The following is a 26,117-nucleotide window of genomic DNA, read 5'->3' as shown; positions in this document are numbered from 1 at the left end:
CCACACATAGTCCCAATCTTAAAGCCAAAAGGAGGTGCTTCTGGGGTCAAATTTCCAAAAGCCTGCTAAACTTGACCATCATTCAGGTGATGGTCAAGTTTTGTGTACACTTATTTAAAAAGTCTAGGTAGCGCTGTGCAAAGATTTGCGGGGAAAATTGAGCGGCGTGCACTCGCGCACATTCAGGATTCAATTTTCCTTGATAAATTTCAAACTGTTTTATCGTGTCTACCAATGCCTCCTCTGTTTGCTCCTTGAAGAATAGACCTGTCCCTTGATCGCCATGTTCGCGTACATCTCGCACAGTTTCTAAAGCACCACCCGCACCGTAGGCGATCACCGGAGTGCCGCAAGCTTGCGCCTCCACCAAGGCAATGCCAAAATCTTCACAAGCTGCATATACAAAACCTTTGGCATTAGCCATATATTTTTTTACCATATCATTAGGTTGCCACCCGAGTATTTGTATATTCGATTTTGCTATCCTCCGGATTTTTTTCATCTCTGGTCCTGTCCCAATTACTACTAAAGGTAGTTGCAATTTATTAAAAGCCCTGACTATTAAACATACTTGTTTGTAACTGACCAACCGGGAAACGGTTAGATAATAGTCTTCTTTTTGAGGTACAAATGGAAAACTCTCGATATTAACTGGCGGGTAAATGACTGTTGCTTCTCTTCGATAGCAGCGCCAAATACGACGAGCAGTATGCTTTGAGTTAGCAATAAAGTAATCAACTCGATTTGCTGTCAATACATCCCACTGACGCAGACGATGCAGTACATACCGCGTCATCCAACCAGCTAAACCGCTTCCCAGTTTGCTTTGCCTCAGATAATCAAAAGTCATGTCCCAGGCGTAGCGCATGGGGCTGTGACAGTAGCAAATATGTAACTGTTCAGGAGTGGTTAGGATTCCTTTAGCAACAGCGTGGGATGAAGACAAGATGACGTCATATGCCCGTAAATCTAGTTGTTCGATTGCCAATGGCAACAAAGGTAAGTATTTTTGTACGCCATTACGGGCGAAAGGAAAGTGCTGAAGAAACGTTGTGCCAATCTTCTGCTGATATAAGTAACTTTCTGGGTTACTTGATTCAAAGTCGATGAGGGCGAACAAATCAGCATCGATGTGGTTGAGAATTTCTCGCACAACGAGCTCTGAACCACCAGTGGCTTTAGGTGTCAGCCATTCATGAACAAGGGCACATTTCAAGGACACAGCTAACTGTAGTTGGTAGAGAACACGCAAGGCGGGAGTTAGAGGTTTGTTGACTGAAAGTTTCCCACTGAATGAATGGGCAACGCCCCACTTTTAACGGAAGACGTAATCCTTTTTAAAGAGGTTCCAAGGAAATGCCGCAACCTGATAACCTCAAAGTGGGGACTGAATACTAGGTCTTGGGTAGTAAGTACTGGGTATTGATTCCAGTTGCTACTCACCACCATTACAGTCCCTAGCCCCTTGATAAGGCAACTTTAAGATTGGGAATTTATGCGAATTCTAATTGTGGGTGGCACGCGGTTTATTGGTGTCTACCTAACTAAACTCCTGGTAGAACAAGGACATGAAGTGGTACTGTTTAATCGTGGAAATCATCCTACACCCGTTGAAGGGGTAGGACAAATTATAGGCGATCGCACTGATGCTGCCCAGTTAAAAGAAAAATTATCATCAATAAATTTTGATGCCATTTTTGATAACAATGGACGGGAACTTACTGATACTCAACCATTGGCAGAAATTTTTCAAGACCGCGTACAACATTTTGTGTACATGAGTTCTGCTGGGGTGTATCTCAAATCAGACCAAATGCCTCATGTGGAAGGCGATGCTATCGATCCAAAAAGTCGCCACTTAGGTAAGCATGAAACCGAAGCCTACTTAACCCAACAGAAATTGCCCTTCACCTCAATTCGTCCCACCTACATTTACGGTCCGTTGAACTATAACGATTTGGAAGCCTGGTTTTTTGACAGAATTGTACGTAATCGTCCCGTTCCGATTCCAGGTCATGGCTTGCACATCACGCAACTTGGTCATGTAAAAGACTTAGCAAGGGCAATGTCGCAAGTTTTGGGCAATTCTACGGCGGTTAGACAAATTTACAACGTGTCCGGCGATCGCTTCGTCACTTTTGATGGTTTAGCCCGCGCCTGTGCTGTGGCTGCTGGCAAATCTCCTGATGAAATAAAAATTGTGCATTACGACCCGAAAAAATTTGATTTCGGCAAGCGTAAAGCTTTTCCCCTGCGGGCGCAACACTTCTTTGCTTCAGTGGATAAAGCGAAAACAGAATTAAATTGGCAACCCGAGTATGACCTGATTTCTGGTTTAAAAGACTCGTTAGAAAATGACTATCTTGCCTCTGGGCGGGATAAAGCCGAAGTTGATTTTTCAGTCGATGACGAGATTTTGCAAGCTAACAGCTAATTGTTGACGCTTGACAGTTAACTGTCTCCGTACTAGCACGACTTCTTTGGTTAAAAGTAAAAAGCCAAAACTCAGATTTTGCACCCAACAAGAGCCTCTGGCTCTAATATCAAAGTTACCAGGTTCAACCTGGTAACGAGGGTTTGGAGCCTCTGACGACTCACTGTTGCAACTCGAGGCTTGATCTCAGAAAAGGCAATTAATAATCTTGACAAATTGCGGATTTGAATTTGTGCAAATGGAAGTAGGCGCTCGCCCGTTGCGGTGCTGGTGTAAATTGTGAGTGGGCAAACGGTCGCACATTTTAACTCGCACTTGGAACGATTTTGCTGATATGAGTTCACCTAACTACCACCTCGATAACGTTTTAGCGGCGCGTGCCCGTCTGGGTGAAGGTCCAACTTGGGATTCAACCGATAAGCTGCTTTACTGGGTGGATATCTATAACCACAGGGTTAACCAATTCAATCCTGCCACTGGACAAAACTTGTTTTTTGATGTCAAGGACGTGGTCGGTTGTATTGCCGTAGCAGGTGCAAATCGCTTGATTATGGGACAGCGCGATCGCCTGGCATTTCTCAATACACAAACAGGTGAGGTAACGCCGATCATCGAGGTGGAAGCAGGTATGCCGGAGAATCGCTTTAACGATGGCAAATGTGATCCTCAAGGTCGTTTCTGGTTTGGTTCGATGTGTCCTAATAAAAGTCAGGGTAGCCTTTATCGCTATGACCCTGATGGTTCATTGCATATGATGGAAACGGGACTGACTATTTCTAATGGTTTGGGTTGGAGTCCTGACGAAAAGACATTTTACCTGACGGATTCTGCCCACCAAAAAATTTATGCTTATGACTTTGATGCAGCCACAGGCAATATTAGCGATCGCCGGATTTTTGTAGATTTAACTGGTGAGTCTTTTTATCCCGATGGGCTGACTATAGATAGTGAAGGATATATCTGGTCTGCCATGTGGGATGGTTGGTGTGTGATTCGCTTTCACCCCAAAGGTGAGGAGATATTGCGGATACAATTACCCGTGCAGCGCCCCACGAGTTGCACCTTTGGTGGTGAAGATTTGCAGACACTTTACATCACTACTGCCTCAGTCGGACTGAGTGAAGAGGAGATCCAAAAGAGTTTCTACTCTGGTGATTTGTTTGCTCTCCAGACCGATATTGCTGGATTGCCCACATATGATTTTCTGGGCTAGAACAGCAATATAGCACTTCTCGTTTGGATGAAGTAATTATTTATTTGTGTCGCATAAGTGTTCCATAAGTGGTTGATTCTTTCTTTGGTGTCCCTTACCCAATGTTAAATTTTTTCTTCTTTTGGGGTAGTCATGTTATCTTTTTCGGGCAAAAGATAAATTGCCCCAGAAATTAAAGTGAGGATCACAGAAATCCAGAAGGCAATCACAGAAGGTAATTGCCACGCTTGAGGTAATGGTGCAATCAAAAGTGCGATCGCCACAATTTGACTCACAGTTTTGAGCTTACCCCAAATATTTGCTCCCGTAATCTTAGGTTGACTGACGCGCCAACCTGCGATCGCTAACTCCCGCGCCAAAATCAGAAACACTCCCCAAGCAGGAATTTGCCCTAGTTCTATTAAAACCAGTAACGGCGCAAGCACCAGTAATTTATCAACTAAAGGGTCAAGAAACTTACCCAAGTCGGTGATTTGGTTAAGTTTCCGTGCTAAATAGCCATCTAACCAATCCGTCAGCGAGGCGATGAGAAAAATTGTTAAACAAATCCACCTAGCTTCGGGTGTTGGGTTGTGTAAACCATACAGCAGAAATGGTATTCCCAAAAGGCGAGAGAAGGTAATCCAGTTAGGTAAAGTCATAAGCAATTCAAAATTCGCAAAATGAGAAATTAGAAAACCCAATGCTGATAATGCGTCTAGTTGCTAACTATAGGTGTAAGAGGTTAGGAACAGGGGGACAAGGGAGGACAAGGAAGCCTTCTTTAACCAACTACTTATGACCACACCTCTTGACTAATGACTAATGAGAAGATGTACAGACGCGCTGTTTGAAGCGTCTCTACAAATGACTAATTCCAAAAAATAGCATGACACAACAAACGGATTCTGGAGTGAGAATAGAACGCGATTCGATGGGCGATCGCCAACTACCTAGTACTGCTTACTACGGTATTCAAACGCTGCGGGCAACAGAAAATTTCCCCATTAGCCGCATTAAGCCTTTACCTACTTACGTAGACGCTGGCATAATTATTAAAAAAGCTACAGCAATAGTCAATGGTGAACTGGGCTGTATCCCCCAAGATATTAGTCAGGCTATTGTACAAGCTGCAGATGAAGTGCTTGCTGGCAAGTTTCGCGACCAATTTGTGGTAGATGTCTATCAAGCTGGTGCTGGGACTTCCCATCACATGAATGTCAACGAAGTCCTGGCAAATCGCGCTTTAGAAATTCTCGGCGAAGAAAAAGGCAATTACAAGCGCGTGAGTCCCAACGACCACGTTAACTATGGGCAGTCTACCAATGATGTGATTCCGACAGCAATTCGTATTGGTGGCTTATTGGCATTATCAAGAACGCTACACCCAGCTTTAGAAAAGGCAATAGCAGCACTGGAAGAAAAAGCCGAAGAATTCAAAGATATCGTTAGATCAGGCAGAACCCATATGCAAGATGCCGTACCCGTGCGTTTGGGTGAGAATTTCCGCGCTTGGGCGTACATCCTCACAGAACACCAAAACCGCATCTACACAGCCTCTTCTGACTTAATGGTGCTGGGTTTGGGAGGGAGTGCAGCGGGTACGGGGTTAAACACCCATCCCCAGTATCGGGTGCGTGTGGTAAAAACTATATCAGATTTAATTAATTTCCCTCTAGAACCCGCACCCCATCTTATGGCAGCAATGCAGAGTATGGCACCGTTTGTTAATGTTTCCGGTGCTTTACGCAACTTAGCTCAAGACTTAGTCAAAATATCTCATGACTTGCGTCTGATGGATTCGGGACCAAAAACTGGCTTAAAAGAAATTCAACTACCGCCAGTACAACCAGGTTCCTCGATTATGCCAGGGAAGTACAACCCAGTGATGGCAGAGATGACATCAATGGTATGCTTTCAGGTGATGGGTTACGATAGTGCGATCGCCCTTGCCGCACAAGCAGGACAACTAGAACTGAATGTGATGATGCCCCTGATTGCCTATAACCTGATTCACAGTATCGAAATTCTGGGCAATACCATTGCTGCACTCACCGAACGCTGTATTAAGGGAATTACCGCCAACCAGGAACGTTGTTTGGCATATGCTGAAGGCAGTTTAGCTTTAGTAACGGCATTAAATCCCCACATTGGTTATTTGAATGCGGCTGCTGTCGCCAAAGAATCTTTGGAAACTGGCAAGTCTCTACGGCAGATTGTCTTGGAACGCGGACTCATGAGTGAAGCAGAATTAGCCAAAGTGTTAGACCTGGAACAAATGAGTGCGATTTTGCCTCTAAGTATAGACGACGGCATATCGGATTAAAGAACAAAGAAGGAAGATATAAGAAAGAATTCTTCCTTCTTTATTTTTCTTCTTTGTTCTTTACTTAATCATGCAAACCCAAACACCGTCTGTCAGTCTTATTCGCGCTACTTCTTACGAACAGGAAGCACTCCGGGAATCTTTAGAAACGCTGCTGGAACCTTTGGGAGGAATGGCGGCGTTTGTGAAACCAGGAAACCGCGTCTTACTCAAACCAAATCTGCTGACAGGCGCACGTCCTGGCAAAGAGTGTACGACTCGCCCAGAACTCGTTTACGCGATCGCCCAGATGGTAATGCAAGCAGGCGGAAAGCCATTTTTGGGGGATAGTCCTGCTTTTGGTAGTGCCAAGGGAGTTGCAGTGGCAAATGGTTATCTGCCTATTTTAGAAGAACTCAATCTCCCGATTATCGAATTTCACGGTCAGCGTTACGAAACAGTCAACGAAGGCTTTAACCATCTGCTGCTGTGCAAAGAGGCGATGGAGGCGGATATGGTGATTAACTTGCCCAAGGTGAAATCCCATGCCCAACTGGTGCTAACCTTGGGGGTAAAAAACCTATTTGGTTGCGTTCCAGGCAAGATGAAAGCTTGGTGGCACATGGAAGCAGGAAAAGACGCGAACCGATTTGGTGAGATGTTGGTGGAAACCGCCAGGGCAATTGATCCCGACTTAACCATAACAGACGGGATCATTGGTCATGAAGGCAATGGTCCCAGTGGCGGTGAACCTCGTCCACTCGGTGTTTTGGCAGCATCATCAGATGTTTTTGCCTTGGATCGGGCAATGGTGGAAATCCTCAATGTTCCACCAGAACAAGTACCCACCGTGGCTGCATCAATGCGGTTGGGGTTAGTTGGTGAATTGGACGCCATCCACTTTCCTCACCTGCATCCCGACTTACTAAAAATTGATGATTGGCGGCTACCAGACAAGTTCCTACCCATCGATTTTGGAATGCCCCGCGTGATTAAGTCTACGTTCAAACATCTTTACATAAGATTTATTAAAGAACGCATGAGTGCATATGCCAGGCGATAGTTGCACTCAGCGCCTCATGCTAGCAACAAGTGCAAACTCTGTTACAACAATTTTAAAATTGGCACAGTAAGCTATAAATACCCTCCGATTGCTTAACCAGACCGCCCTAATTAAGTGGCGGTTTTTTTCATGAGTTATTAATCATGAGTCATTGGTGATTAGAGTCAAAGCACATTTAAATGACATATATTTGGGTGTGGAGTCATTCTCTAGACGTAGGGCGTGGGGTGCACGGGAAATCATCAATTCTGACTACCTTCTACACCCTACTCTTGACCCATCAATGTTTGTGTGACGAACTATCAAATTTATTCATCTATAGTTAAAAATATTTTTTAGGTGCTATTACTGACAAATAGTTAATATGATCGCTCATTTATCTGTACTTATTCTGTGTGGACCTGCAGTCAAAAAACTCATTAATAGCCTCAGAATCCCAAAGTCTAAAAGATTTTAAGTATATTTACTTAAAATCTTTTCACTCTACGTATGCTTACAGAGTGATTATTCGGTAGGCATTTAAGGTATTAAACAACCAATAATGGTAGCAAAACTTGCTTCATCTACGAGTTTGGGGATGTTGAAATGGGGGGAGGAAATATGACCTACCTCTAATTCCACAACGAATATAATCAAAAGTAATTAAGTGTAAACTTTAACTAAATAGTTTTAAAAAATACGTAGAATTATCATGAAATTGCATAGTAAAGCAGCTTGGGAAATTAATTAAAAAGTGAAAAATAAAATGTTTCATGCCAACTTTTTATCAAGTGTAGGATGTATAAAAAAAATAATATAGTTGACTGTAAAAATGATTGAGATTATTTATTAATAAACAGTATCAGCTAAAAAAATAGCTAAAATAGTAGCAAGACTCTTTTAAAGAGAGCCAAACTAAAATTCAGGGAACGAAATTCGATTTTCTATGCATTCAAATACCCAATCTGCCAACTCTGCTGATACATATTCCCATAGATTGGCAGAGATTGTGGGAACTGCAATCGGTCTTTTAACTCTGACGCTACCCTTGTTTGTGATTGGGCACTACTCTTCAAGCAGTGTTCAGAATGACCAGCTACCCATTACATATAATGTAAAAACAAATGCAGATTAAATAAAAGTTGAAAAGATGAACTCTCAGCAAGGAAAGTATTGAAAGCAAAAACAGAAAACAGAATTTTCAGCCAAAGAGCTTGTAGAGAGATAATCAGGAATAATCCAATGTGAGATTTTGTTTTGCGTTAAAAGTAGGACTTTACATCAAGTAGAGTTGCATTCGTGTTAATTAATTCGGGAAAAATAAACACATAAAAAGGAAAACAAGGGAAATAAGAGACAAAAATCCGAGCAGGAGTTGTGTCATTATCTTTTTCTCTTGTTTTCTCATTTTTTTGCGTCCTTGGCGACGAAACAATGGACACTTTGCTTTCGTCAGGGGAAATCCTCCTCTCGCGATACGGTTGGGAGAAGACTTGCTCCCCCCAAGGCTGCTTAAATCAGTTATCAGTTATCAGTCCTGAGTCCTGACGGCGTATGGTGGGGGATGCGCTCACCGCCACCAACGCTCTCTGGTGCTCTTGGTGGGGGACTTAAACCCAAGGATTTAACTGATAACTGTTTACTGTTCACTGTTAAAAAGGGGGGGGCTAATTCCGATAAGTGTCAACTTAACGTTCAAAAAATGCAATAATGTAGGGCGTTTGTATAAGTTTTACATAGCAGCAGCCCATCTTAGCCTAAAATTCTACACGGGGAGCTAAGCATGGAGCTACCATAATTCACTGTTATCTGAGGAGTTTTGTTGTGGACTTATCCCGTATTCCTGCCCAACCTAAACCAGGTCTGATTAACGTTCTGATTGAAATTCCAGGCGGGAGTAAAAACAAATACGAATTCGACAAAGAACTGCAAGCTTTTGCCCTAGACCGAGTACTTTACTCGTCAGTACAATACCCATATGACTACGGCTTTGTACCCAACACCTTGGCGGATGATGGCGATCCATTGGATGGTATGGTAATTATCGATGAGCCAACCTTCCCAGGATGTGTCATAGCAGCAAGACCAATCGGTATGCTAGAGATGATAGACGGTGGCGATCGCGATGAGAAAATCCTTTGCGTTCCTGACAAAGACCCGCGTTACGCTGCGGTCAAATCTTTGAAAGACCTTGCACCACACCGACTAGAAGAAATAGCCGAATTTTTCCGCACATATAAAAATTTAGAGAAAAAGGTGACGGAGATTCGTGGGTGGCAAGATGTTGATCAAGTCTTACCTTTAGTAGAAAAGTGCGTTAAAGCTGGTCGCGAAAAAACGACCTGAAACCTTTCCACGTTCCTAAAGCCAGTAAACAGTGAACACTGAACCAGCACCTACGGTGGCTTTCCCGCCGTAGGTGCTGGTGTGCCTCCGCACATGAGGAACTGCGAATTGCGCTGCTGTTGCCTGCCGTAAGCGCAAGCGCACACTACGTGTTGGCACAAGCCTCCTTTAGGACTTACGGCGATAGCCGTGGCCGTACCCACTGGGCATAGGACATACCCGAAGGGTAATGAGTTAATTATTGTCTAGACTGGTATCTAATAACTGATAACTGATAACTGAAACTCAATGCAGCGCACGCTTCTTTTGGCAAAAATTCACAACTGCACGCTCACAGGGGCAAACATCAACTATGTAGGAAGCATCAGCGTAGACCAAGTTTTATTGGATAAAGCGGGTATCTTACCTTACGAGCAAGTGCAAGTAGTGAATGTTACTAATGGTGAGCGCTTCATCACTTATGCGATCCCGGCGGCAGCTGATTCAGGAGCAATTGAACTGAATGGAGCAGCAGCACGTTTAGGCATTATTGGCGATCGCTTGATTATAATGTCTTACGGGCAGTTCACTTTGGAAGAGTTAAAAACATACTCTCCCACAGTAGTCATTGTAAACGACAGAAATCGACTGTTGGAAGTGCGACGCTACGATGACCTGCTTAGTCAGACTTAGTTTCGAGCAAAGATGTCAAATTTTGAGCTGTCGCCTTCCCATAACCACGTAATTTCAAAGCAACCCCTACAGCATCTATGCCCGGGGTGGGAATTTGTAGTGCAATTTTGGGGTGTGCGGGGTTTAATTGCCACACCTGGCAGCCCCACCAGCCGATATGGTGGCAATACTGCTTGTGTAGAAATGCAGGTAGCCGGTAAACATTTGATTTTTGATGGGGGTACTGGTTTACGCGTACTTGGCAAAAGTTGCCTGCACCTGCAACCGCCGTTAGAAGCCCATTTATTTTTTACCAACTCCCAATCAAATCGTATCCAAGGATTTCCCTTTTTTGGCCCGGCATTTGTGAGCGAAAATTGCCTCCACATTTACGGGACAGCCGCCTTAAATGGAGCCTCGATCAAACAATGCCTGTGTGATCAAATGCTCCAGCCGCACTTCCCTTACCCTTTGCAGATCATGCAATCTGACTTGCACTTCCATAATTTGACATCAGGTAAGGCGGTGAAGATAGATGATGTTACCATTACAACGGCAATCATTAATCACCATCAAAAATCAGTTGGCTATCGAGTCACTTGGAAAGAGTACAGTGTTGCCTATGTCACAGATTTGCCTAAAAGTCCAAATGAAGTGGATCGAGGACGCATAGCACAGCTCACAAAAGGTGTTGATTTGCTGATTGCTAATGCAACTTACGCTCCTCCAGCAGCACGTAATCATCATGAACCTGACTTTCACTGGGATACTGCTGTGGATTTGGCTAAAACTGCTGAAGTGAAATGGTTAATCATCTCTCATCATCATCCAGATGACAATGATGATTTTCTCGATCAAGTTCAGTTAGAAATCCAATCTATCTTTCCTAAAGGATTACTAGCCCAAGAAGGTTTAGTTTTCCCTGTTCTTTAATTCATTGTTAGTTGTTAATAGTTAATGATTTATAATGAATAATAAATAATAGCTTATAGATATTAACTAATTCTGAAACCGCCTTCACTAATTGAGTTGGTGGTTGCAGTTTTTTAACTACCACAGCACAATGTAGGGCTACTATAGCAAGGATTTCAGCATCTGCAAAGAAGTTGCTTCAAAAACGCTTATTTCATAGAATTTGTAGCTTCAAATTGTATTTGATAATAGTACACAGTTTATAATAACTTTACTATATTTGACCCTAGTTGCGCAAGTGAAATCACGTTTTCTATGTTATCTTTAAAAAAGTGAGAATTATTTTCGGCTGTGTGACTAGTATTATAGTCGTCTCTCCGAATCTAAATCTCTACACCCCTGATTCTGGAGAGGTTCTATGTCAATTTTTGTCGGCAATCTATCTTATGATGTAGAAGAACAAGACCTCAAAGAGGTCTTTTTAGAATATGGAACTGTTAAGAGAGTTCAAGTAGCAACAGACCGGGAAACTGGTCAAAAGAGAGGTTTTGCCTTTGTAGAAATGGGAACAGAGGCTGAAGAAGCAGCGGCGATTGATGCCCTAGATGGCGCTGAATGGATGGGTCGGAACCTCAAAGTTAATAAAGCTAAGCCCAAGACCGAAGGAGGTTCGGGTGGTAATAGACGGGGCGGAAATAATAGAGGAGGAGGAGGAGGAGGATACTCTCGTGGTGGACGCTACTAAGCTTTGAGATAAGTTATGTACTTTGAGAAGGAGCCAGGTTTTTTGGGTTATCAGACTAGCCCCTCGCTATTATTCGTGGAGAAGGAGACTGGCTATACCCTGCCTGGCTCCTTCTCCAATTGTTTTATAAGGATGCTCCCGCTCTTCAACCTTGTGCATGGGTGCCCAAGGATGAAAGCGCCAGGAAAGTGCCTTTAGGGTTGGGTCAAATATGCAATCTTATTTTCCATCAGACTCAGATTTAAAAATCCTACCCGTGGACTGCACCGAAAGTAGACGCAAGGGAACAACCGCCACGGAGATATCACTACACCCTTCTGGTGAGACAGCGCTCTTGGTAGGGTTTCCCGACCCAGGCGACTGCGTTCTCCTTTGGCGTACCGTAGGCATACCTGAAGGGTTGGGTAAAAACGAGCGAAAAATCTGCACTCGGACGTAAGATGCCGTATGAAAGATTGTGATTTTTGTATACCAGTACTTTCGGGGCGATTTTTCCGTCAAGGTCGTGGACTTCTTACCAGTTAACTCGTAATGAGGCCCCGCAGTTTTTCAGTACGCGCGATGAAACGGTAAATGTGGTGAGCCGCTTAACCTGAGCAATCAGGATATTAAGATAGCGATATCTTAAGAATTCCCCCTGCTGTCTTCACCGGCAGTGTCAACCTAGACTAAAGGATTTAACTTTCGGGTCGCAAGAGCAGAGAAAGAGTCTGCCCTTTTTGCTCACGAGTTACTATATTATTTGTACCCAAATACCAATTAACTCAATTTAGTAGGAGAGAGAATGACCCAAATAGTTGTGGGCGAAAATGAAGGAATTGAGTCAGCCTTACGTCGATTTAAGCGACAAGTTTCCAAGGCGGGAATTTTTCCAGATTTAAAGAAACATCGTCACTTTGAAACACCTCTGCAAAAACTTAAGCGTAAAGCAGTCGCCAGATCAAAGCAGCGTAAGAGCCGTTTCCGCTAATCAAAACAACTGAAAGCTTGTGTGTTTTGTTCTGATGGCTTCGGTGAGGTTTGTCATGTTGACATTAACCAAGCAAAAGTCATGTGAGCGCAATGCCATCAGGAAGATGAACCTCTTAGACGGGCTGAAACACTGTGGAAACTGAATTGACTGCCCCAGAAAGTTCTTGTAGTTTCTGAGCAATCACACCACGAGTTAACAATTCCTCTACCTTGGCTATACCCTCACGCATATCTGAACAAATTCCACAACGCCAGAGGTAAAACCCTCCATTCCACAAGGCTGTTTGCATAAGTTCGGAGGGTTTGCCATCCAATACCCCTTGCATATCCGCAATTAATTCTTCAGTGGTAGCGAGGGGTACATTCTTCGTCGTAAAGCCATAATCACGAGGGCTTAGGTGTAAGCGTTCTATCGGTATAATCCCTGTGTCATCTGGCTTAGGAGTTGTTGCTAAGCCGATGATAGCAGTGCGATCGCGTGGTAAGTCGCAGCTACCCTCCAGCCCCTTCACCGTTGTAAACTTCGTCACTCCTCGCAATCCTAAGGTGGTTTGGAACAAGGTTTCCGTGGGAGGATGAACAAACCCAGTGATGATGTGAGCATCCCCCGCATAAGGACACCAAATGAGTTCCATTGTTGCCAAAGGCGGACGCTTGCCTAGTTGGTCACGATACTCCCATAGACTATTTGTTAGGGGAAAATGCTTAGGAGTATAAACAAGGCAAATTCCAGTCTTTTCAAGCACCTGCTGGGTTTTATCCAGCGACAGCCCAGTCCAATCAACTCCTAACCCTTGCCAAATATCTACCAGTGGTACTCCGTATTTTGTGGGCAAACAATCTCCACCATGCATAACCACTGGTTGTCCACTTGCTGCTAGAACCAAAGCCGTTATCGGGCTAATGGGTGCAGTGCGAGTTCTGCCATCATAAGGTATGCCTAAAACTATTACTGGTTTTTCGGAGGAGACTCGTTGCAGTGAGGGTCCTAGTTCATCATATGCATCCAGCATTCCTGCTAACTCATCTGCTGTAGGACGTTTGATGCGGTGAGCAATTAAAAAAGCCCCGATTTGGGCTGGTGTCGCTTCTCCTAGCAACATCATCTTGGTCGCTGTGGCGGCTTCAGCACGAGTTAAGTTCTGTGCAGTATGCTCCCCACCACCTACCTTTTTCAGTAAATCCCTAAATACTTTGCTCATATTTTTATTTTTTGTCTTTTGTCAAAAGTTTATTATTTGTAACAAATGAAAAATGACAAATGACTAATAACTAACAACTGCTAACAAGCCGACGGTGCAACAGAGCCAAATAGTGGTGGTACATTGTCCTTAACCAAGTGCCAAAAGTGCTTAATTGGAGGAATTTGAAGTCGGTCTTGAGTCGTGACCATAACCACCTGTCGAGTCAAACTAGAACTGTCGGCTAAAGAACTATGACTGTTGCACGCTAAGGGACGAACGGCAAGGCTAGGGTCAATACGTGCTTCGACTAATGCGGAATACGGCAGCATGGCTATGAGTTCTCCTTGGCGCACGACTCCCCGGAAAGCATCCAGGGTATTGACTTCTAAAGCTGCTTGTAGTGTGGCTTCTAAGCGATCAAATTTATCTTGTACCAGGCGTTGCATCCCATAACCATCCTTAAACACCACTTGCGGATAACGAATCAGCTCCGACCAAGGGATGCGTTCATATTGCGCTAGCGGGTGATTGTTCGCGACTAAAACTTCTATCGGTTCATCATACAGTACTTCTACCACCATTTCTTTACCAGCGGTTAAGAACCGATTATTCATGACTATTGCCAGATCTACTAGTCCATCTTTGAGGACTTTTAATGCGCGATCGCTACCTAATGAGGTCACGCGCAATTGTATATCTGGATAATTATGACAAAATTTTTGCAAAACTGGTGGCAGATAATAAGCACATAACGAGTGAATTGCTGCTACACAAAGTTCTGGCTGTTTTCCTGCCAATAGATCAGCTATTTCCTGCGTAGCACTGTGCCACTCTTGGCAAATTTTACGGGCGCGAGGTAGCAACCGTTCACCTGCCAATGTCAACTTTGCTTGACTTGTTCTGTGGAACAATTCCAACCCCAAATCTTCTTCCATTGCCTGGATTTGGCGACTGATAGTCGATTGAGTCACACCACATTTTCTTGCTGCCCCCTGAAAGCTGCCGGTTTCTGCGATCGCCAGAAAGGCTTGCAACTGCTCTAATCGCATGTTGATGTAGCCTGAATTACACTTATGCTTTCATTAAGTTAACTTAGTTCCCGGCGTAAATTAGTACTGTTTGTTACCGCTCAATGTTTGCCAAGAAATTTTTTTACTCACTTGATTGGGTTTCAGAATCTAGTTTCTTGATTGCAGCGCTGGCGTGTAGTCTGACTTGAACATCGTTATCTGTTAACATCTCGGTTAATGCACTCATTGCCTGCATTTTCCCTAACTGCCCTAAAGATAAGGCGATCGCACTTTTTATGCTAGCAATTTCAACTCCTGGATGGTTGTCTTGCAACATTCCCAGCAAAATTTCTGCGGCTTTGTCGGTTAAAGAACCACTCACTCGCCCCAAAACGGTAACAATTTCCTGCCATACAACGGCTGTTTGTAGTTGAGCAAGTGCTGTTTGTAGATACTCTAAGCCGGATAGTGTCCCCACCCAACTTAAAGCGCGGATAGTTTCTAGTTGCAGCTTTCTCGGTGTATTTGGCGATATTAAAACCTGAAATAATGCTTGTGCCGCAGCGTCACAACCCATTCTAGAAAGGGCAACCACGGCGGCACAACAAACCTCTTGGTCAATGTCATAAAGCCTCGGTTGCAGTTTTGCCACCAAATCGAATGTTTCGCGTAACTCAGGGCGAAAACCTAAACCAAGCACTGCTTCCCGCCTCACTGGGGCGGCGACATCTTTCAAAGCATTGAGAAGCACTGTTTGCACGCGATGATCGTGGAAGCTGCTGAGTGCTTCAATCGCCACAACGCGTACAGCTACTTGTGGATCTTGCACGACGCTCAACAAAGGTGTGATAGTTTCTTTTTGTCGGATCAAGGAAAGCATTTGAGTTGCTAACAACCGTGTCTGTTCCTCTGCTAAAAGTTCCGTTAAGGGGGCGATCGCAACACTACCCATTTGCCCTAGGGCAGCCGCTGCTATTTCCTTGAGTTCGTCACTTTCATTGGTTTTCAGTAATTCCACCAAAGGTGGGATGGCATCTAGGTTTTTCAAATCCCCCAAGATTCGTGCTGCATGAGTGCGCAACTCTTCATCTGCGTCTTCATCTTTCAAAATATCTATCAATCGGGGGATGGCAATACTGTTAAGGCGAACTATCACCTTAGCAATCTCCCAGCGTTCCTGAAAATCGCCTGTTTCTAAAACTGAGAGTGCTAATTCCAGCAGATGTTCACGATTGTTCAATATCTCTGGATGTTCTAAATGCTCTCTCTGAATCAACTGTTGCAAGCATTGAATCAGCGATGACCAGTCACACACATTGTATGCTGCTTGCGCCTGCACCAAAAGCTGGTTGATGTTATCCACAATTGACAAAATCCCCCGCTAGATTTACGAAGCTATCAGCTTTTGTCCTATGTTCTTCCAGAATAAATGACTAGAGACTCATGACTAATACCGAATTTTCCTCTGTCTTGACTGTGTAAGTTGCTAACGGTGTTGTAGCTGGATCTTTTTGCACCTTACCATCATTTCCAAATTCCGAGCCATGACAGGGAGAGGAAAATTTTTTTGCATCATCTTTCCATTCCACCGTGCAACCCGCATGAGTACAAGTAGGGTTGGGAACTGCCATTTCAAATGTTCTTCCGGTTGAAATGAAGTGCAAGCCCAGTTAATAAAGGGCTTTCCGTCCGTTGTGCGCTTATTATTATGCAAAAAATGTATCAATTTGATGCATTTTTTGCAATTTATATAATTTTTCGTAACGAAGTATACGATTTGAATAGCTTTGTAACAGTAAGGTATGTGTATCGGAGCAATTACACAATCTGCATGCAAAGCGTGCAGAGACAGATTGTTTCTAGCAAGTATGTAAACACCATAAAATACACTTTCTTCTACTATAAACCTCATAAACCTATAAAAGCGGGATGTTATGAGGTGACAAGTTGATGTTGAGCAACGACCACCAGAAGTTTTCTGGAACTAGCAATTTGCAGTTGAGTTTAACTCATGACAGAAGCAGCAACTACCACCACCACACCCAGCTTAAACAAGTTTGAGAAATTCAAGGCAGAAAAAGATGGACTTGCCGTTAAGGCAGAAATAGAAAAATTTGCCTCTCTTGGCTGGGAGGCGATGGATGAAACTGACCGGGATCATCGTCTGAAGTGGATGGGCGTGTTTTTTCGCCCAGTCACTCCCGGCAAGTTTATGATGCGGCTGCGGATGCCTAATGGTATTCTCAGTTGCGAGCAAATGCGTGTACTCGCTGAAGTAATTCAGCGTTACGGTGATGACGCCTGCGCTGACATTACAACCAGACAGAATATCCAACTACGGGGTATCCGAATTGAAGATTTACCAAATATCTTTGATAAATTTCGTGCAGTTGGCTTAACCAGCGTGCAGTCAGGGATGGATAACGTCCGCAATATTACAGGTGATCCACTTGCTGGGTTAGATGCGGATGAATTGTTCGACACGCGAGAGTTGGTGCAACAAATTCAAGACATGATCACCAACCAAGGTGAAGGCAACCCTGAGTTTAGCAATTTGCCACGGAAGTTTAACATTGCGATTACAGGTGGACGCGATAATTCCGTTCACGCAGAAATCAACGATTTGGCTTTCGTTCCCGCCTTCAAAGAAGGACAAGGGGAAGAATCTGAACAAAAGTTCGGCTTCAATGTCCTCGTCGGGGGCTTTTTCTCTGCCAAGCGTTGTGACGCGGCTATTCCCCTGAATGCTTGGGTTCCTCCAGAGGATGTCGTCGCTTTGTGTAGAGCTGTTTTGGAAGTTTTTCGCGATCGCGGCTTACGCGCCAATCGGCAAAAATCACGCTTAATGTGGTTAATTGACGAATGGGGTCTTGAAAAGTTCCGTGCAGAAGTCGAAAAGCAGTTTGGTAAGTCATTGATCAGCGCAGCAGCGCATGACGAAATCGACTGGGAAAAACGCGACCACATTGGGGTATACAAACAAAAGCAACCAGGCTTGAACTACGTAGGACTGCACGTTCCTGTAGGGCGGTTGTATGCCGAGGATATGTTTGAAATAGCCCGTTTGGCCGAAGTTTACGGCAGCGGTGAAATCCGGATGACGGTTGAGCAAAACTTTGTGATCCCCAACATTCCTGATTCGCGTTTGGAAGTATTTTTAACAGAAGACTTACTGAATAAGTTTACAATAAACCCCAAACCGCTGACGCGATCGCTCGTTTCTTGTACAGGCGCACAATTTTGCAACTTTGCCCTGATTGAAACCAAAAACCGCGCCTTGGCAATGATTAAAGCATTGGAAGCGGAGTTAGAACTGACTCGTCCTGTGCGAATTCATTGGACAGGTTGCCCGAACTCCTGCGGACAACCGCAAGTAGCAGATATCGGCTTGATGGGCACCAAAGCTCGCAAAAATGGTAAAGCCGTGGATGGGGTTGATATTTACATGGGCGGTAAAGTTGGCAAGGAGGCACAACTGGGAACTTGTGTTACCAAAGGCGTTCCCTGCGAGGACTTGCAGCTAGTATTACGCGAACTCCTGATTGAACACTTTGGTGCACGCTTGCCACAACCAGCCACAGTCTAAAAGAATTCAAAATTCGCTCATTCAAAATTCAGAATGGTGAAGCTGAATGCTTACAAGCATCCTAGCTGGTTCCTGTCTGGAAATTAACAGCTTGGCACCATTCGTTTAGGGCAATTGCAACCATTGCCCCTAGATTTCTCTATGCAATTTTTCTGTTCTGTACTTGGGAAAGCTCAATGCTTAAAGGGTTATTGTCATTTAACGGTCGCTATCGCATCCTGCATCTCTCTTGGTTCGCCTTCTTTCTCACATTTGTTTGTTGGTTTAACTTTGCGCCCTTCGCTACAACCATTGGCAAGCAGCTTCATCTAGCGCCAGAGCAAGTTAAAACTTTGGGTATCTGCAACCTTGCCCTGACAATTCCCGCGCGAATCATCATCGGTATGCTTCTGGATCGTTTTGGTCCGAGAATTACCTACTCAATGCTGTTGATGTTTGCTGCTGTTCCCTGTTTGGCAACGGCGCTGTCACAGAATTTTAACCATCTTGTGATCAGTCGCCTGCTGATGGGAATTGTTGGCGCTGGATTTGTAGTCGGTATTCGGATGGTGTCGGAATGGTTCCCACCAAAGGAAATTGGAATTGCCCAAGGTATTTATGGTGGTTGGGGTAACTTTGGTGCTTTTGGGGCAGAGTTTACCCTCCCGACAATTGCGGTTGCTGCGAGCTTTTTGACTGGTGGCGCTTCCAACTGGCGGTTTGCGATCGCCCTCACGGGGATCATTTCTGCTATCTACGGCGTGATTTATTTCAATAGCGTCCAAGATACTCCTCCTGGCAAAGCTTACAAAAGACCTAAGAAAAATGGTGCCTTGGAAGTAACCAGTGTCAAAAGTTTCTGGGCAATGATTATCTCGAATTTTGGTTTGATTTTCGCCTTGGGTTTATTAGCTTGGCGTTTGGAACAAAAGAACATTCACTTTTTAAATCAGAGCCAAATGTATCTGGTTTGGGTACTGTTGGCAGGATTATTTGCTTACCAAACCTACAAAGCTTGGCAGGTTAACAAAGAACTTCTTATTGGCAAGAAAACTTACGCTTCCTCCGAACGCTATCAGTTTGGTCAAGTTGCTTTACTCGAATTCACTTACATAATTAGCTTTGGTTCTGAACTTGCAGCCGTTTCCATGCTGCCTGCTTTTTTTGAAAAAACTTTTGGTTTAGAACACGTGGTAGCTGGTATGATTGCCGCCACTTATCCCTTCTTGAATTTAATTTCTCGTCCCAGCGGTGGTTTAATTTCTGATAAGTTTGGCTCTCGTAAATGGACAATGACAATTATCAGTGCTGGCATTGGTGTTAGCTATTTGATGGCGCATTATATTAACGGCAGTTGGTCACTTCCAGTGGCAATTGCAGTCACTATGGTTGCCGCTTACTTTGCTCAGGCTGGTTGCGGTGCAACCTACGGTATTGTACCTCTGATTAAAAAGGAAGCTACTGGACAAATTGCCGGCAATGTAGGAGCTTACGGTAATTTTGGAGGCGTCGTTTATCTAACAATTTTCAGCTTAACCGATGCACCAATACTATTTACCACAATGGGTGTAGCTGCTCTAATCTGCGCTTTTATGTGTGCCTTCTTCCTCAAAGAACCAAAGGGTTCCTTTGCTGGTGCTTATGAAGGTGAATCACCAGAAGTAGCACCTCAAAATACTGGCATCTTAGCTAAGGAATAAGACGGAACGATTGATGCCTTAACCTGCATTTTTTGAACAAAATCTTTACATAAGCCTGGTTGAAGAGACTTTGAAACCGCAGCCTATAGCAGATAAATTATCTGTGTCCATCTGTGTCCATCTGTGTCCATCTGTGGTTTAATTTTCTCAACAATAGCTTTTTTAAGAAAATTCTGCTATTCATGAATTTTCTTAAAAAAGCTATTTAATAAGTCAAAAAAAGAGAAAATGTATCTGTAATAACATTTTAATTTTGTCAAATCATATTTAATTAAGTAGAAATACTTCTGCCAACGGTTACTGAGAATAAGTAAACCAGATTAAGTAAAGCTTGCTCACTAAAATTTAAGGTTTTCTCAATCAAGATTCGACAATTGTGTTATTGCTGTCAACTGAATAGAAAATGTTTGAAAACATAGCAATTTGATGAAATTGCTCTTCTACAAACTAAACATTTAAACAATTTATAAACATACATGGTGCTATTACCATGACGGAATTTACCAAAACCCTCTGTCCATACTGTGGTGTTGGCTGTGGGCTCGAAGTTTCTCCGCCAGCACAACATGGCAAAGCGACTCATCGAGATAGCCAAGGAAATCCGATTTGGCGCGTGCGAGGCGATAAAGCCCACCCTTCAAGTCAGGGTATGGTTTGCGTTAAAGGCGCGACGATCGCAGAATCGTTAGACAAAAACAGACTGCATTACCCAATGGTACGAGACTCTTTGGATCAGGAGTTTCGGCGCGTCAGTTGGGATGAAGCTTTTGATATAATCACCAACCGCATTCAAACTGTGCGCTTCACTCACGGACCAGAAGCTATATGTATGTATGGTTCCGGTCAGTTTCAAACTGAGGACTACTACACAGCTCAGAAACTCCTCAAAGGGTGTCTGGGAACCAATAATTTTGATGCTAACTCGCGCTTATGTATGTCCAGTGCTGTAGCTGGGTACATTCAAAGTTTTGGCTCGGATGGTCCTCCATGCTGTTATGAAGACTTGGAGTTAACTGACTGTGCGTTTTTAATTGGTACCAACACGGCGGAATGTCACCCGATTGTTTTCAATAGGCTGGAGAAATACCACAAAAAGAACCGCAAAGTCAAAATGATTGTGGTTGATCCCCGGCGCACACCCACCGCAGAAGCCGCTGATCTCCATTTAGCGATTCGTCCTGGTACAGATATCGACTTGTTGAACGGTATCGCTCACTTGTTGATGCGCTGGGGGTACATTGAGGCTGGATTCATTGACGACTGCACCACCAACTTTCCCGCCTACGCTGAGGTGATTCGCCACTATTCTCCAGAAGTGGTAGCTCATCAATGTGGAATCAGCGTTGAAGATTTAGAAACAGCAGCCAAATACTGGGGTCAATCTGGGCGGGTGCTGTCTCTATGGTCAATGGGCGTAAATCAGTCTTCAGAAGGTACAGCTAAAGTCAGAACTATCATTAACCTGCACTTAATGACCGGACAAATTGGCAAACCAGGAGCAGGACCTTTCTCGCTTACAGGTCAGCCAAACGCAATGGGAGGACGGGAAGCCGGAGGTTTGGCGCACTTGTTACCTGGTTATCGGGTCGTGAAAAACCCTCAGCACCGCGCAGAAGTTGAGGCTTTTTGGGGGCTGAAGCCAGGGCAAATTTCACCCAATCCTGGTCTGACGGCTTGGGATATGATTACTGGGCTAGAAAATGGGACTGTAGGGTTATTGTGGGTTGCTGCAACGAATCCTGCTGTAAGTATGCCGGATTTGGAGCGGACTAAGAAGGCTTTGTTGCGATCGCCCTTTACCATTTACCAAGACGCCTACTACCCCACAGAAACCGCTGCTTACGCTCACGTTCTGCTACCAGCTGCCCAATGGAGTGAGAAAACTGGCGTGATGACCAATTCCGAACGAATGGTCACGCTGTGTCCAGCATTCCGCCAACCTCCAGGAGAAGCGAAAGCAGATTGGGAAATTTTTGCAGAAGTTGGTCGTAGGCTAGGTTTTGTGCAAGAGTTTGCTTTTGCTAACTCATCTGAAGTTTACGCTGAGTTTGTCAAACTGACTGGCGATCGCCCTTGCAATATGACCGGGATCAGCCACGAGCAACTGGTGGCGCAAGGTCCCACACAATGGCCCCACCCGAAACAGAGGGGTGGGGAAGATGAGGGAGATAAGGGTGCCCCTAACTCCAAACGACTCTACACCAACCTCCGTTTCCACACCCCAGATGGACGCGCGCGCTTTGGGGCATATCACTCGCGGGGATTGGCAGAACCACCAGATCCTAATTATCCTTTTGTCTTGACAACTGGGCGACTTTATGGACATTGGCACACCCAAACACGCACTGGTCGAATTGAAAAAATTCGCTCTTTACATCCCGAACCGTTTATTGAGATTCATCCCCGTGATGCTGCACATTTAGGAATTACAGAAAATCAGTTGGTGGAAGTGCGATCGCGTCGGGGAAAAGCTAAATTTCCGGCGAAAGTCACAAGAGCGATCGCACCTGGTACAGTGTTTGTCCCTATGCATTGGGGTGCGCTGTGGGCTGACAATGCCGAAGCCAACGCCCTGACTCATCCAGAATCTTGCCCCGACTCACTGCAACCGGAGTTAAAAGCTTGCGCGGTGCAGCTAGTGCCAGTTACTGTTGATATTGAGTTGCGTAACCAAGTGTCATTGACTAGTGGATCTGTGAACTGATACATATAGATTAAGTAAGCGGACATAATGAAACGTAGGATGTGTTAGGCGCAGCCGTAACGCATCAATTTCTTGAACAGCATGGGTTACGCAATCGGGCTTTCCATCCTACGATGGTTCATTTTCATTCCACAAACCTACTTATTACTAGTTAAAATACAGGGCGGCTCGAATAGGAGAGTATATAGTCTTAAGTTGCGGCAGCCGTTCTGTATTTATTCTTTAGAAGCACATTTTAAAATCTTTATCCAGCAAGAGTTTCAGAAAGTCAAGAATGCAGGTGCTTCTTTCAAAAGTTGCGAGGGGGTTTAATACTTTTGAATGCGTGACTTCCCCCTCGTGGGGCGCTCACCGGAATGCACCTGAAAAATTGAATGTTATTTAAGCACTAAGTATTAAGCCTGAGGTGTCTGATTTACGATCAAAACCCCATAAGAAAATGTATCTTTATTTCGGCGCTTTTTAGTGAATCGTAGTTTACACGGATAGGTGCAAGATATCAATTAATCAATATTATATTATGCATTGAAAGAAGCATTATCAACTGTCACCCTAAGAATGTTAAGCTGCTAGAAATACACCAGAGTATGTTTGGCTATAAAAAGAATTAGTCAATCGTTAATAGTGTTTGTAATTCTTGACTATTGTGTCTTGATGGTCTCTTAGCTTGAGCTATGCAAAAGAAAAAAGTGCTCTTTAAACACAAAGGGCAAATCGACAAAACATCCTTTTTCCATCCTATAGATTTATCTTGGTGGTTTTTCTTTTTTCTTTTTGCTGTTGACTTTTTAATTCTTAGGGGGGTGCAGCAGATGAGGAAACTACTCAAGCGAGTTCAAGAAAGCCTCAAAGATGACATTTTCATGCACTTCATTGAAAACATAGAAGTGGTAGTATCCAAATTGCTATCTCTTTTTATGGTAGTAGTGATTGTGGCGGCAATTATTGATCTAGGATTTTTTCTTGTTAGAGAATTATTTGATACACCTCATGGTAAGTTTAACGCAATATTATTTGAAATATTTGGTTTATTCCTCAATATCTTAATTGCTTTAGAAATTTTAGAAAATATTACAGGTTATCTCAAAAAACACGTTTTACAAGTTGAATTAGTTATTGTTACTTCCTTAATTGCTATTGCTCGTAAAATTATTATTCTTGACCTAAGAAAAGTAACAGGTATTGATATCATCGGTCTGGGTATTGCCATTCTTGCTTTATCAATCAGTTATTTAATAATTCGGTACAGTAATCAAAAAAATTCTTAAATTGCAACAGAAACATATGACAGAATTCTTTGAATTTGAAGCAGATTTTGTTGATTCCCTGCGTTGTATACCGATGCAGGTACGCTGTAAACTTGATACTTGTGGCATCAAGTTAAAGTTATCTAATTGGAGCCATCTGACAAAAGCTGATCGTGAAGCTTTGGTTGAATTACCTTGCTCTACGGAAACCGAAATTCAAGCTTACAGGGAATATCTTCAGAACCTGATTCTACAACGTATTGGTACATCGGCTGCCGAATTGCCAATTGAACCGCATCCCGCGTGGTTGGATACTAACATACCAATAAACCTTCAAGAAAAAGCCAAAGAATTTGGTGTAACACTTTCGCCTCAACAATGGGCAGAATTAACTCCCCTACAACGTTTTGCCCTGATTAAACTCAGCCGTCCTAGTCATGAAAATCAAAATTTTCCCAAAGCTTTGAAGGAATTCCATTTGATTTAAGTTGGATATAGCAGCCCTAAATGATTTGTGAAAAAACAAGATCCCCGACAACTTTGGCGAAGTCGGGGATCTGAAAAACCCTTAAAAGACAAAGAGTTTTAACCAGATTTAACAGGTTTTAGCTAAGGAACCAAATTTCTTTACTGGCTTAAGTCAGTGCAATTTCACTCTAGAATAAATTAGTATTCACAAATAACTAATGACGAATTACTAAAGACAGAGGATATCAAAGGAATGGCAGCTAAAAAAATTTTGATGCTTGTTGGAGACTATGTAGAAGACTACGAAGTTATGGTTCCCTTCCAAGCTTTGCAAATGGTGGGACATACCGTTCATGCAGTTTGTCCGGACAAAAAAGCTGGAGAAAAAGTTAGAACTGCTGTCCACGATTTTGAAGGTGACCAAACTTACAGTGAAAAACCCGGTCATAACTTCGCTCTCAATGCCTCTTTTGCTGAGGTACAAGCCGAAACCTATGATGCCTTGGTCATTCCTGGAGGACGCGCACCTGAATATATTCGCCTCAATCAGCAGGTGCTAGAAATTACCCGCCACTTTGCCCAAGCAAACAAGCCCATTGCTGCTATTTGCCACGGTTTGCAGTTGTTGGCTGCGGCTGATGTTTTGCAAGGCAAGAACTGCACTGCTTACCCTGCCTGTGGTCCCGATGTGTGGCGTGCTGGTGGTACTTATGTGGATGTAAGCGCCGATGAGGTTGTTGTTGATGGTAATTTAGTAACAGCACCAGCTTGGCCTGCTCATCCCCGTTGGTTGGCAGAATTCCTCAAGGTACTTGGCACTAAAATTGAGCATCTAGAACTGGCTGCTGTTTAACAGTTACCAGTTATCAGTTATCAGTTACCAGTTGTCAGTTGACAATTAACAATTAACAATTAACAGTTCACTGTCCACTGTCCACTATCCACTGCGGCTGGTACTGTTCACTGTTTTAAGGGTGTGGTCAACAGGGAATTGAACATGGTGATCGCTCAGTTGTACTGCAATGAGTTTTAGTGGCGATAGCTTCGCTGCTGCGCGGAGCGTAGATCGCTACTGTGCTTAATAATTCTCCATTTCTAGCAGCTTTTAGAGCTTACAGAAGCGCTCGTCCTCAAGACCGAGCCAATAAGTGCTTCGGGCGTAGGACGCGCTGAGCGCAAAGCGGCAGGTAATCAAGCAGATGGGAAAACAGAAAATTTCCATATAATAACTAGTTATGCTGTTAGACAATCAGTGAAGGCATTGCTTCAAACCTATCTGTGGAGCAATAGACAATCATGAGCACTTTCTCCAAGCAGGTCTTGGAGCAACTTTATGAAAGGTATTTGAAGCATGAATTTTGGACTGAATGGAAAAGTTGCGATCGTCACAGGTGGTAGTTCCGGGATTGGTCGAGCGACCGCAGTTGCTTTTGCTCAAGCGGGGGCCTCGGTTGTTGTAGCAGCGCGGCGTACTCAAGAGGGGGAAGAAACCGTTCGTCTCGCCAAAGATGCAGGTGGTGAAGCTCTATTTGTGCAAACTGACGTGACAAAAGCGGAGGATGTGGAAGCACTAGTCGGCAAAACGCTAGCTAGGCAGGCGGGAGTCCCCACACCATAATTTTTAATTTGGTGTGGCGGTG

Annotated in this window: 24 protein-coding genes and 1 pseudogene; 18 read left to right on the top strand and 7 right to left on the bottom strand. The window is 43.9% G+C overall.

All coding sequences use genetic code 11. From position 1 onward, the window contains the following. Positions 1–82 precede the first annotated feature (82 nt). On the bottom strand, positions 83–1,222 hold the full coding sequence (locus AACT52_RS24050; RefSeq protein ID WP_073633619.1) for a glycosyltransferase: 1,140 nt from the start codon (positions 1,220–1,222) through the stop codon (positions 83–85). Positions 1,223–1,495: 273 nt separating this feature from the next. Here AACT52_RS24050 and AACT52_RS24045 point away from each other — a divergent pair, with 273 nt between their 5' ends. Both AACT52_RS24045 and AACT52_RS24040 read left to right on the top strand, forming a co-directional pair. Next, positions 1,496–2,434, top strand: a complete 939-nt coding sequence (locus AACT52_RS24045) for an NAD-dependent epimerase/dehydratase family protein (protein WP_073633577.1) — start codon at positions 1,496–1,498, stop codon at positions 2,432–2,434. A gap of 334 nt (positions 2,435–2,768) precedes the next feature. Continuing rightward, the gene (locus AACT52_RS24040) at positions 2,769–3,647 is read left to right on the top strand and encodes an SMP-30/gluconolactonase/LRE family protein (RefSeq protein ID WP_073633618.1); all 879 of its coding nucleotides are present in this window, start codon (positions 2,769–2,771) and stop codon (positions 3,645–3,647) included. A 104-nt stretch (positions 3,648–3,751) separates the two neighbouring features. Here AACT52_RS24040 and pgsA read toward each other — a convergent pair whose 3' ends face one another. Then, entirely contained in the window at positions 3,752–4,288 is a 537-nt protein-coding gene (gene pgsA, locus AACT52_RS24035) for a CDP-diacylglycerol--glycerol-3-phosphate 3-phosphatidyltransferase (RefSeq protein WP_073633576.1), read from the bottom strand. 227 nt (positions 4,289–4,515) lie between these two features. Here pgsA and AACT52_RS24030 point away from each other — a divergent pair, with 227 nt between their 5' ends. From AACT52_RS24030 to AACT52_RS24015, 4 genes are all read left to right on the top strand, one after another. After that, positions 4,516–5,952, top strand: a complete 1,437-nt coding sequence (locus tag AACT52_RS24030) for an aspartate ammonia-lyase (RefSeq protein ID WP_073633575.1) — start codon at positions 4,516–4,518, stop codon at positions 5,950–5,952. 70 nt (positions 5,953–6,022) lie between these two features. Further along, positions 6,023–6,994 carry a DUF362 domain-containing protein gene (locus AACT52_RS24025; RefSeq protein WP_073633574.1) on the top strand — a complete coding sequence of 324 codons (972 nt, stop codon included), beginning with the start codon at positions 6,023–6,025 and terminating at the stop codon, positions 6,992–6,994. A gap of 925 nt (positions 6,995–7,919) precedes the next feature. Then, positions 7,920–8,108 (top strand): hypothetical protein, encoded by a 189-nt coding sequence (locus AACT52_RS24020; RefSeq protein WP_073633573.1) that lies wholly within the window; start codon positions 7,920–7,922, stop codon positions 8,106–8,108. A 689-nt stretch (positions 8,109–8,797) separates the two neighbouring features. Further along, the gene (locus AACT52_RS24015; RefSeq protein ID WP_073633572.1) at positions 8,798–9,319 is read left to right on the top strand and encodes an inorganic diphosphatase; all 522 of its coding nucleotides are present in this window, start codon (positions 8,798–8,800) and stop codon (positions 9,317–9,319) included. Positions 9,320–9,334: 15 nt separating this feature from the next. On the opposite strand, the gene AACT52_RS24010 is transcribed toward AACT52_RS24015, so the two are convergent. After that, positions 9,335–9,478 carry a hypothetical protein gene (locus AACT52_RS24010; protein ID WP_158054758.1) on the bottom strand — a complete coding sequence of 48 codons (144 nt, stop codon included), beginning with the start codon at positions 9,476–9,478 and terminating at the stop codon, positions 9,335–9,337. Positions 9,479–9,607: 129 nt separating this feature from the next. Between AACT52_RS24010 and panD the strand changes: the two genes are divergently transcribed. From panD to rpsU, 5 genes are all read left to right on the top strand, one after another. Beyond that, positions 9,608–9,991, top strand: a complete 384-nt coding sequence (panD, locus tag AACT52_RS24005; RefSeq protein WP_073633571.1) for an aspartate 1-decarboxylase — start codon at positions 9,608–9,610, stop codon at positions 9,989–9,991. Between the two features lie 12 nt (positions 9,992–10,003). Then, complete coding sequence (locus AACT52_RS24000; protein WP_073633570.1) at positions 10,004–10,903, top strand: MBL fold metallo-hydrolase; 900 nt, start codon at positions 10,004–10,006, stop codon at positions 10,901–10,903. Positions 10,904–11,300: 397 nt separating this feature from the next. Beyond that, entirely contained in the window at positions 11,301–11,627 is a 327-nt protein-coding gene (locus AACT52_RS23995) for an RNA recognition motif domain-containing protein (protein WP_073633569.1), read from the top strand. Positions 11,628–11,838: 211 nt separating this feature from the next. Beyond that, entirely contained in the window at positions 11,839–12,066 is a 228-nt protein-coding gene (locus tag AACT52_RS23990) for a hypothetical protein (RefSeq protein WP_143172867.1), read from the top strand. 345 nt (positions 12,067–12,411) lie between these two features. Beyond that, a complete protein-coding gene (rpsU, locus tag AACT52_RS23985; protein WP_041040619.1) occupies positions 12,412–12,597 on the top strand; it encodes a 30S ribosomal protein S21 in 186 nt (61 codons plus the stop codon). 115 nt (positions 12,598–12,712) lie between these two features. Here rpsU and AACT52_RS23980 read toward each other — a convergent pair whose 3' ends face one another. From AACT52_RS23980 to AACT52_RS23965, 4 genes are all read right to left on the bottom strand, one after another. After that, positions 12,713–13,801 (bottom strand): anthranilate phosphoribosyltransferase family protein, encoded by a 1,089-nt coding sequence (locus AACT52_RS23980; protein WP_073633568.1) that lies wholly within the window; start codon positions 13,799–13,801, stop codon positions 12,713–12,715. An 80-nt stretch (positions 13,802–13,881) separates the two neighbouring features. Continuing rightward, the gene (locus tag AACT52_RS23975) at positions 13,882–14,832 is read right to left on the bottom strand and encodes a LysR family transcriptional regulator (protein WP_073633567.1); all 951 of its coding nucleotides are present in this window, start codon (positions 14,830–14,832) and stop codon (positions 13,882–13,884) included. Positions 14,833–14,935: 103 nt separating this feature from the next. Continuing rightward, the gene (locus AACT52_RS23970; RefSeq protein ID WP_073633617.1) at positions 14,936–16,156 is read right to left on the bottom strand and encodes a HEAT repeat domain-containing protein; all 1,221 of its coding nucleotides are present in this window, start codon (positions 16,154–16,156) and stop codon (positions 14,936–14,938) included. A gap of 70 nt (positions 16,157–16,226) precedes the next feature. Next, positions 16,227–16,424: a QcrA and Rieske domain-containing protein gene (locus tag AACT52_RS23965; RefSeq protein WP_083630507.1), complete on the bottom strand. Its 198-nt coding sequence runs from the start codon at positions 16,422–16,424 to the stop codon at positions 16,227–16,229. Positions 16,425–16,804: 380 nt separating this feature from the next. Between AACT52_RS23965 and AACT52_RS23960 the strand changes: the two genes are divergently transcribed. The 7 genes and pseudogenes from AACT52_RS23960 to AACT52_RS23930 all read left to right on the top strand — a co-directional run. Next, positions 16,805–18,379, top strand: coding sequence for a ferredoxin--nitrite reductase (locus AACT52_RS23960; protein WP_073633566.1), 1,575 nt, complete (start codon positions 16,805–16,807; stop codon positions 18,377–18,379). Positions 18,380–18,555: 176 nt separating this feature from the next. Beyond that, on the top strand, positions 18,556–20,058 hold the full coding sequence (locus AACT52_RS23955) for a NarK family nitrate/nitrite MFS transporter (protein ID WP_073633565.1): 1,503 nt from the start codon (positions 18,556–18,558) through the stop codon (positions 20,056–20,058). A gap of 490 nt (positions 20,059–20,548) precedes the next feature. Continuing rightward, the gene (locus AACT52_RS23950) at positions 20,549–22,762 is read left to right on the top strand and encodes a molybdopterin oxidoreductase family protein (protein ID WP_073633564.1); all 2,214 of its coding nucleotides are present in this window, start codon (positions 20,549–20,551) and stop codon (positions 22,760–22,762) included. A gap of 812 nt (positions 22,763–23,574) precedes the next feature. Beyond that, positions 23,575–24,030 (top strand): phosphate-starvation-inducible PsiE family protein, encoded by a 456-nt coding sequence (locus tag AACT52_RS23945; protein ID WP_073633616.1) that lies wholly within the window; start codon positions 23,575–23,577, stop codon positions 24,028–24,030. Between the two features lie 16 nt (positions 24,031–24,046). Then, complete coding sequence (locus AACT52_RS23940) at positions 24,047–24,496, top strand: nitrate reductase associated protein (protein WP_073633562.1); 450 nt, start codon at positions 24,047–24,049, stop codon at positions 24,494–24,496. Between the two features lie 234 nt (positions 24,497–24,730). Further along, complete coding sequence (locus AACT52_RS23935; RefSeq protein ID WP_073633561.1) at positions 24,731–25,330, top strand: DJ-1/PfpI family protein; 600 nt, start codon at positions 24,731–24,733, stop codon at positions 25,328–25,330. 498 nt (positions 25,331–25,828) lie between these two features. Beyond that, a pseudogene (locus tag AACT52_RS23930) lies at positions 25,829–26,065 on the top strand (SDR family NAD(P)-dependent oxidoreductase); the annotation flags it as partial. Positions 26,066–26,117: the final 52 nt, after the last annotated feature.

This window comes from Scytonema sp. HK-05, assembly GCF_963872035.1.
Lineage (GTDB): Bacteria > Cyanobacteriota > Cyanobacteriia > Cyanobacteriales > Nostocaceae > Kalymmatonema.
The sequence above is the reverse complement of the archived record's forward strand: the minus strand, read 5'-3'. Positions and strand labels throughout refer to the sequence as shown.